Source organism: Streptomyces sp. MK7, from assembly GCF_032658145.1.
Lineage (GTDB): Bacteria > Actinomycetota > Actinomycetes > Streptomycetales > Streptomycetaceae > Streptomyces > Streptomyces spiralis.
The window spans coordinates 449,678-457,248 of sequence record NZ_JAVACL010000003.1 but is presented as its reverse complement, the minus strand read 5'-3'; the positions used below and the strand labels follow the sequence as shown (position 1 = coordinate 457,248).

Annotated in this window: 5 protein-coding genes; 3 read left to right on the top strand and 2 right to left on the bottom strand. The window is 69.9% G+C overall.

Translation table 11 applies throughout. The annotated features are described in order from the left end of the window. Positions 1-379 precede the first annotated feature (379 nt). Positions 380-3,007: a hypothetical protein gene (locus R2S09_RS06785; protein WP_316740131.1), complete on the top strand. Its 2,628-nt coding sequence runs from the start codon at positions 380-382 to the stop codon at positions 3,005-3,007. A 10-nt stretch (positions 3,008-3,017) separates the two neighbouring features. Here R2S09_RS06785 and R2S09_RS06780 read toward each other — a convergent pair whose 3' ends face one another. Then, positions 3,018-3,713 carry a pirin family protein gene (locus R2S09_RS06780; RefSeq protein WP_306187172.1) on the bottom strand — a complete coding sequence of 232 codons (696 nt, stop codon included), beginning with the start codon at positions 3,711-3,713 and terminating at the stop codon, positions 3,018-3,020. A 40-nt stretch (positions 3,714-3,753) separates the two neighbouring features. Next, the gene (locus R2S09_RS06775; RefSeq protein ID WP_306186846.1) at positions 3,754-4,998 is read right to left on the bottom strand and encodes a transposase; all 1,245 of its coding nucleotides are present in this window, start codon (positions 4,996-4,998) and stop codon (positions 3,754-3,756) included. 358 nt (positions 4,999-5,356) lie between these two features. Between R2S09_RS06775 and fasR the strand changes: the two genes are divergently transcribed. Both fasR and R2S09_RS06765 read left to right on the top strand, forming a co-directional pair. Then, on the top strand, positions 5,357-6,562 hold the full coding sequence (fasR, locus tag R2S09_RS06770; protein WP_306186848.1) for a fatty acid biosynthesis transcriptional regulator FasR: 1,206 nt from the start codon (positions 5,357-5,359) through the stop codon (positions 6,560-6,562). 89 nt (positions 6,563-6,651) lie between these two features. Next, a complete protein-coding gene (locus R2S09_RS06765) occupies positions 6,652-7,569 on the top strand; it encodes an ACP S-malonyltransferase (protein ID WP_316740130.1) in 918 nt (305 codons plus the stop codon). Positions 7,570-7,571: the final 2 nt, after the last annotated feature.

Genomic DNA, 7,571 nt, shown 5'->3' with positions numbered 1-7,571 from the left:
AGTGTCACTCACCACGTCAGTCATCAACTGTCGCTTTCAGCTCGGGAGTTACACCAGTGACCGTACAGTCCCTCGCCACGGTGAACGCCAAGGAGAACTACTCGGCCAGCTGCAGCCTCTCCTCCGACGTGAAGCTCTACCTCACCGGATCCATCAGCTCCGGAACCACCTGGAACAACAAGCCGTCTCTGTCCAGCCTGCTGGCCACCAAGAGCTTCGGCCCCGCCTGCAGCAGCCAGCCCTCCGGCGGCTTCTCGGTGACTCCACGATCGCCGGCAAGGCGGCCGCTCACGACTCCAGCTGGGCCTTCGCCCTGGTCAACAGCCACGACGGCAGCGGCGACGGCGCCTACTTCAAGCGCTTCGCCAACAACCCGTCGATGTCCATCGAGTACAACCACATCCCCGGCAAGCCCGGCAGCCTGGCCGCCAAATTCGGCACGCACTCGGTCGGCTGCGGCACCACGACCCCCTACCCGGTCATCGGCAAGACCCTGGCCACCACACCGCCCACCCTCAACGCCGTGGTCAGCGACGGCGACAAGGACGCTCTGGCGGCCACGTACAAGTACTGGGTCAATGGCGGAACCTCCACCACAACCACCAGCGCCACCGTCGCCAGCGGCTCCAACGCCCCCAAACAGCTGTCCACCACCTTCATGAGCAGCCTCAAGAGCGGTGACACGGTCGGCTGGAACGTCCACTCCAGCGACGGCAAGGACACCAGCCCGACGTCCTCCAGCTGCCACTTCACCGTGGACCTCACCGCCCCCGCCCCGCCGGCCGTCAAGAGCGCGGACGGCCTCTACCCCGAGGACGCCGCCGGTATCACGGCCGCCGGCACACCGGGCAAGTTCACGCTCACCACCGACAGCGCCACCAAATTCCTCTACCGCCTGGACGTCAGCCCGCCCACCTCCAACACCCCGAGCTCCGAGACCGCCACCGCCTCCGGCAACGCCGCGACGATCACTCTCACTCCCACCGCACCGGGCACGCACACCCTCTACGTGTACGCGGTCGACACCGCCGGGAACGTCTCCGGCCAGCAGCAGTACCAGTTCACCGCCCTCGGCCACGCCGGCCGGACCTACTCCAGCCTGCAGGCCGCGTTCAACAACACCGCCGTCACCGACAACAGCAACCAGTCGGCCGGTGATGCGGACGGCTCCGGTGCGACCATGTCCCTGCAGGACCTCAAGGCGGCCGGCTGGCAGCCCGGCGGCAAGATCACCGTGGACGGCGCCGCCTTCACCCTGCCGTCCTTCGGCTCGGTCTCCGGCGACAACGTCATGGCCGCCAACCAGACCATCCAGATGAACGGCGGCAGCGGCCGGGCCCTGGTCTTCCTGGGCTTCTCCACCTACGGCTTCGTCGGCTCACAACGCGACCACGACGACTACACAAGCCCCGTCGTCCCCGACGGCACCTCCATCAGCGGCACCGAATGCACCCTCGGCAACGGGCAGTACGAGGACTGCCAAGCCGGAGGTCCCAGCGGTGCCATCACCTATGCCGACGGCAGCGATCCGCAGACGTACCACCTCAACGTCCCCGACTGGGTCTACGGCTCAAACGCCCTGGCCACCGTCACACTCCCCCACCGCAACCACACCAGCGGCACCCAGGAGACCCGCAGCACCAACATCTACGCCTTCGCCGTCCCCCTCAAGCCGGGCGCCCAGCTCAGCTCCGTCACCCTGCCCGACCTCAGCGACACCGCCCGCCCGGACGTACCCGCCCTGCACATCTTCGGCATGGCCGTCCGCGACACCACCACCGCACCGAGTGGCGCCACCTGGACCGGAACCTGGAGTGCACCCACCGAGGAGCGGTTCCACTTCACGGACATGGGCGCCTTCCGCGACCAGACCTTCCGCATCATCACCAAGACCAGCGCCGGTGGCGACACCGTACGGCTGCGCCTGTCCAACGCTCTGGGCACCGACCCGCTCACCCTCGACCACGTCACCCTCGCTCCGTACGGACAGGGCGCATCCACGACGTCCGCACCGGTCGACGTGACCTTCGGCGGCAGCAAGTCGGTCGTCATCCCGGAAGGCGGCGAACTCTACAGCGACCCGGTCCCTCTGCCGGTCAGCGACGGCGGCAATCTGACCACCAGCATCCACCTGGTCAACCAGGTCGACTACCTGGTCATGCACCCCTGGGCGGCCACCGACACACTCGGCTACGTCAGCGCCGTCGGCAGCGGCGACCACACCGCCGACACCACCGACACCGCGTTCACCGGCACGGGAACGATCTCGGCGAGCCGCTTCTCCGACATCCTCACCGAGGTCGACGTCACCACCGGCGACCACCGGCCGACCGTGTCCGTCCTCGGTGACGGCCTCATCAACACCCGCACCACCGGCACCACCGCAGGCTTCACCACCCCGCGCTTCAACCAATGGCTGTCCTACCGACTGCGCACCAACACCGACGGCACACCGGTCTACGGCATCGTGGCCTCCGCCATCGAGAACAACTACCTCGGCACCGACCAAGGAGCAGGAGCCGGCGGCCGCGCCGTCCTCACCCGCCTCGACCGGGACGTCCTCTCCGTCCCGGGGCTGCGCACAGTGGTGGTCGCCCAGGGCCTTGAGGACATCGTGGCCGGCCACGACAAGGTGGACACCGAAAGCGCGCTCGGCCTGCTGAGCAACCAGCTCAGAGCCTGGGGCGTCAAAGTCGTCTTCACGACCCTCACCCCCTGCGACGGCTACAGCCCTTGTACCGCGGCCGTCGACCAGAACCGCATCGACACCAACACCTGGATCACCGACCAAACCGACTTCACCACCCCCACCGTCAGCTACGTCGACGCCGAGTCCACCGTGGCCGTCCCCGACCCGGCCAGCACAACAGACCCGCCCGCCCTCATGCTGGACAACGCCGCGGCCCCCGAAGACTTCGACTCCGGCGACCACGTCAACCTCACGTCCGACGGATACAGCGCCATCAGCGACACCTTCGACCTGACCGCGCTCGGGCCGGACAGCTAGAGCACACGCCTCAGCTACCGCCGGCGGGCCGGGCAGGGTCTCCCTGTCCGGCCCCGCCCATCTCCCACACCAGCAACTCCGCCGCCCTCACCCCCACCGCCTCCAGATCCCCGCCCGCGTCCGTGATCCGGGCCGCGTCACCCGCTCCCAACCGCTCCCCCGCCAGCAGCACTTCGCCGCGGACCACATGGACGTATGCGTACGGCGCCTCGGGGACCGCCGTGCGCTCGCCCGCCCCCAGGCGGCGTACGTGGAGCATGGCGCCGGCCTCCGGGACGGCGTACGGGGTGGAGTCGGCGATGCCGTGGACGATCTCGTAGAAGGGGTCGCCGCCGGGTTCGAGGGGGGCCAGCCACATCTGGACGAAGGTCAGGGGGACGGTCGCGTCGTTGCGTTCTACGTGGCGGACGCCGGCCGCGGCGCTCAGGCGCTGGACGTCGCCGGGGCGGATCAGCGTCTCGTGGCCGGTGGAGTCGCGGTGGGTCAGTTCGCCGGTCACCACCCAGGTGACGATCTCCGTGTGGCTGTGGGGATGCTCGTCGAAGCCTGCGCCGGGGGCCAGGTGCTCCTCGTTGCAGGCGATCAGGGCGCCGAAGCGGAGGTTGTCCGGGTCGTAGTGGGGGCCGAAGGAGAAGGCGTGGCGGGTGGTGATGCCCGCCGCCGGGTCGCCGCCCTGGTAGCGCTCTGCCGCGCGCCGTACGTCCATCGTCACGGAGAACACCGTAGACCCGGTCAACTACCCGTCGCTAAAGCGACGGGCTTGCACAACGGGCATCACTGGCTGTGATGCTGCGTTTGCGTCCAGCCCCGCCCCGGCGCGCGTGCTCCGGTGGTGGGGCAGGGGCCGTTGACGGGGCCCCGCGTCGCCACAACTCCCGCGCGCGGGCGCGGACGTTGCGGGAGCTGTTCCGGTCTGCGTGATCAACGAATCCGCAGTTCCGGCACGCGAACCAGGCCTGCGAGACCCGGTTCGCCCTGTCGATGTGGCCGCACTCGGCGCAGGTGCGGGAGGTGTACGCCGGATCGACGTACACCACCGGCACCCCCGCCCGGCGGGCCTTGTACGCGATGAACTGGCCCAGCTGCGCGAATGACCAGCTGGAGTGGGTGGCCCGTTGGGGCTTGCGAAGCCGTACCCGCTCGCGGATGCCCGTCAGGTCTTCCAGGGCGATCCCGCGACCGGTGCGTTCTGCCGCGGCCACCACATGTTTCGCGATCTTGTGGTCGATGTCCCGCGCCCGCCGCGCTTCCTTGCGCCTGCGCTTCTTCAGCCGACGCCTGGCGGACGGGGTGTTCTTCTTCTGCAGTCTGGTGCGCAGCGCGCGTTCCCGGGCGCGGATGCGGTTGATTTCACGTCCGGCCATGATCTCGCCGTCGGACGTGGTAGCGATGTCGACGATGCCCAGGTCGATGCCGAGGAAGTCTGCCGGATCGGTGTTCGGCGGTGCTTCAGGGACCTCGCAGGTGGCCAGCAGGAACCACATGCCGTCCCGGCACACCAGGTCGGACTCGCCCTTGCGATACAGGGCCAGCGTGGCCAGCTGCTCGGGTGAGGCGGTGAACGCCACGTCCTTGGTCCGTCCGGTCGTCGTCCAGATCGACACCCGGCGTTCGGCGATCTGCCACGACAGCATCCGGTCGTCATAAGGCTGCGCGCCCTGCGGGCGGAAGGCGATCGGCTTCTGCGTCGCGCTGCGGTACCGCTTCGAGCCCGGCCTGCCCAGGTTCCCGGCCTTCAGGTTGGCTTTGAGCGCGGCGTAGGCGTCGCAGGTCTTCTTGATGACGTGCTGGGCGGCCTGCGCCCCCAGGTTCCACCGGACCTTGATCTCGCCGTAGGTGTGCTCGCGCAGCGCGAAGTTGCGCTTCACGTCCTTCTCGAAGGCGACCCGGCTCGCCCAGGTCGCCGCTTCGTTGCAGGCGCGCAGGGTCGCCTCCAGCGCAGCCGCCTGCACGGGCGTCGGCAGCAGTCTGACCTGCACCACCAGCTTCACGATCAGCAAACCTACACAGACGTACGACTGCCCACCGTACGTTCCCCACGGATCACCCGCCCGAGTGAACGTGGCACAGCCACGGCTCCCCCGGACACGAACCCCGGCCGCTTCCCGGCTGAGCACACACGAGCGATATCGCGGCGCTCCGCGCCGCGACCACGAGGATGCGATTCCTCCCAGGGCTGAAGCCCTGGGGTTCCACGCAAGAATCCGCTGAAGGGGCGGGGCTCCTTGCAAGATCAGGCTGAAACCCGCCTCGTGAGACCCGGTCCGAAACCCGGTCGTGGGGGCGCCCACAGCCCGACCTCCTACCCGGCGGCACGCACTGACGTCCGGATAAGGCAGTCTTGTCCCCGTGCCCGAACCCGAATCCCGTCACGCCGACGCCCCAGCGCGCCCCGCTCATCCGCATGCCGCGACCCTGAGACGGCTGGAGAAGTCCTCCGGGTCCCTCGCCGCGCAGGCGATCGCACGGATGGACGAGTCGCTGCCGTGGTACCGGGCCATGCCCCCGGAGAACCGCTCCTGGATCGGGCTGGTGGCCCAGGCCGGTATCGCCGCGTTCACCGAGTGGTTCCGGCACCCGGACGCCCCGCAGGCGATCTCGACGGATGTGTTCGGGACGGCTCCGCGTGAGCTGACGCGGGCGATCACGCTGCGGCAGACCGTGGAGATGGTGCGGACCACGATCGAGGTCATGGAGTCCGCCATCGACGAGGTGGCGGCGCCGGGGGACGAGGGCGTGCTGCGCGAGGCCCTGCTCGTCTACGCCCGGGAGATCGCCTTCGCCACCGCCCAGGTCTACGCCCAGGCCGCCGAGGCACGCGGTGCCTGGGACGCCCGGCTGGAGTCGCTCGTCGTCAACGCCGTGCTCAGCGGGGAGGCCGACGAGGGCGCCGTGTCGCGGGCCGCCGCCCTCGGGTGGAACTCGCCCGAGCATGTGTGCGTGGTGCTCGGGACCGCGCCGGACGGGGACTCCGAGCTGACGGTCGAGGCCATTCGGCGGGCCGCGCGGCACGCCAAGCTCCAGGTGCTCACCGGGGTTCTCGGGGAGCGGCTGGTGGTGATCGCGGGCGGCAGCGACAACCCGCTGGCCGTGGCGAAGTCGCTGATCGGGCCGTTCGCCGCCGGGCCGGTCGTGGCCGGGCCGGTGGTGCCCGATCTGCTCGCCGCGACCCGGTCCGCGCAGGCCGCCGCGGCCGGGCTGAAGGCCTGCTTCGCCTGGCAGGACGCACCGCGCCCGGTGCTCGCCGACGATCTCCTCCCGGAGCGCGCCATCGCCGGTGACCCGAGCGCCCGGGAGCAGTTGGTAGAGGAGATCTACAGACCTCTGGAGGAGGCCGGGTCCGCGCTTCTGGAGACCTTGAGTGTCTATCTGGAGCAGGCGAGCAGCCTGGAAGGCGCCGCCCGGATGCTCTTCGTTCACCCGAACACCGTGCGCTACCGGCTCCGACGTGTGACAGACGTCACCGGATGGTCGCCGTCCGATGTACGATCCGCGTTCACACTGAGGATCGCCTTGATTCTGGGGCGTCTGGCCGAGGGAGATCCCCAGACCTAGGCTTTTGTCGGGGGTCCACAAAACCCCTCCGTGTTCTTCGTCCCTGTCCCCACGGGCGGCTCCGGCCGTCCCCAAGAGAGAGTGTGAGAGTGCTCGTACTCGTCGCTCCCGGCCAGGGCGCCCAGACGCCCGGCTTCCTGACCCCCTGGCTCGAACTGCCCGGGGCAGCCGACCGTGTCACCGCCTGGTCGGACGCCATCGGACTGGACCTCGTCCACTACGGGACGCAGGCCGACGCGGACGCGATCCGCGACACCGCCGTAGCCCAGCCGCTGCTCGTCGCCGCCGGGATCCTGTCGGCCGCGGCACTCGGTGACGTGGCACCGGATGCCGTCGCCGGGCACAGTGTCGGTGAGATCACCGCCGCCGCCTTCGCGGGCGTCCTGAACGACACCGCCGCGCTGACGCTGGTACGCAAGCGGGGCCTGGCGATGGCCGAGGCCGCCGCCGTCACCGAGACGGGCATGTCGGCGCTGCTCGGCGGCGACCCGGAGGTGTCCGTCAAGCACCTGGAGAAGCTGGGCCTCACCCCGGCCAACGTCAACGGCGCGGGCCAGATCGTGGCCGCGGGCACCATGGAGCAGCTCGCCGCGCTGAACGAGAACAAGCCCGAGGGCGTGCGCAAGGTCGTGCCGCTGAAGGTGGCCGGCGCCTTCCACACCCACCACATGGCCCCCGCGGTAGCGAAGCTGGCCGAGGCCGCCAAGGCGCTCGAGCCCACCGACCCGAAGGTCACCTACGTCTCCAACAAGGACGGCCGGGCGGTGCCGAGCGGCACCGAGGTCGTCGAGCGGCTGGTCGGCCAGGTCGCCAACCCGGTCCGCTGGGACCGGTGCATGGAGACCTTCAAGGAGCTCGGCGCCACCGCGCTGATCGAGGTCTGCCCCGGCGGCACGCTCACCGGTCTGGCCAAGCGGGCGCTGCCGGGCGTGAAGACGCTGGCGCTGAAGACCCCCGACGACCTCGACGCGGCCCGCGCGCTCATCGCCGAGCACACGAACGCCTGACG

Coding starts and splice junctions, on each gene's coding strand:
- R2S09_RS06780 (WP_306187172.1), bottom strand. CDS start 3,713: ATGGACGTACGGCGCGCGGCAGAGCGCTACCAGGGCGGCGACCCGGCG.
- R2S09_RS06785 (WP_316740131.1), top strand. CDS start 380: ATGTCCATCGAGTACAACCACATCCCCGGCAAGCCCGGCAGCCTGGCC.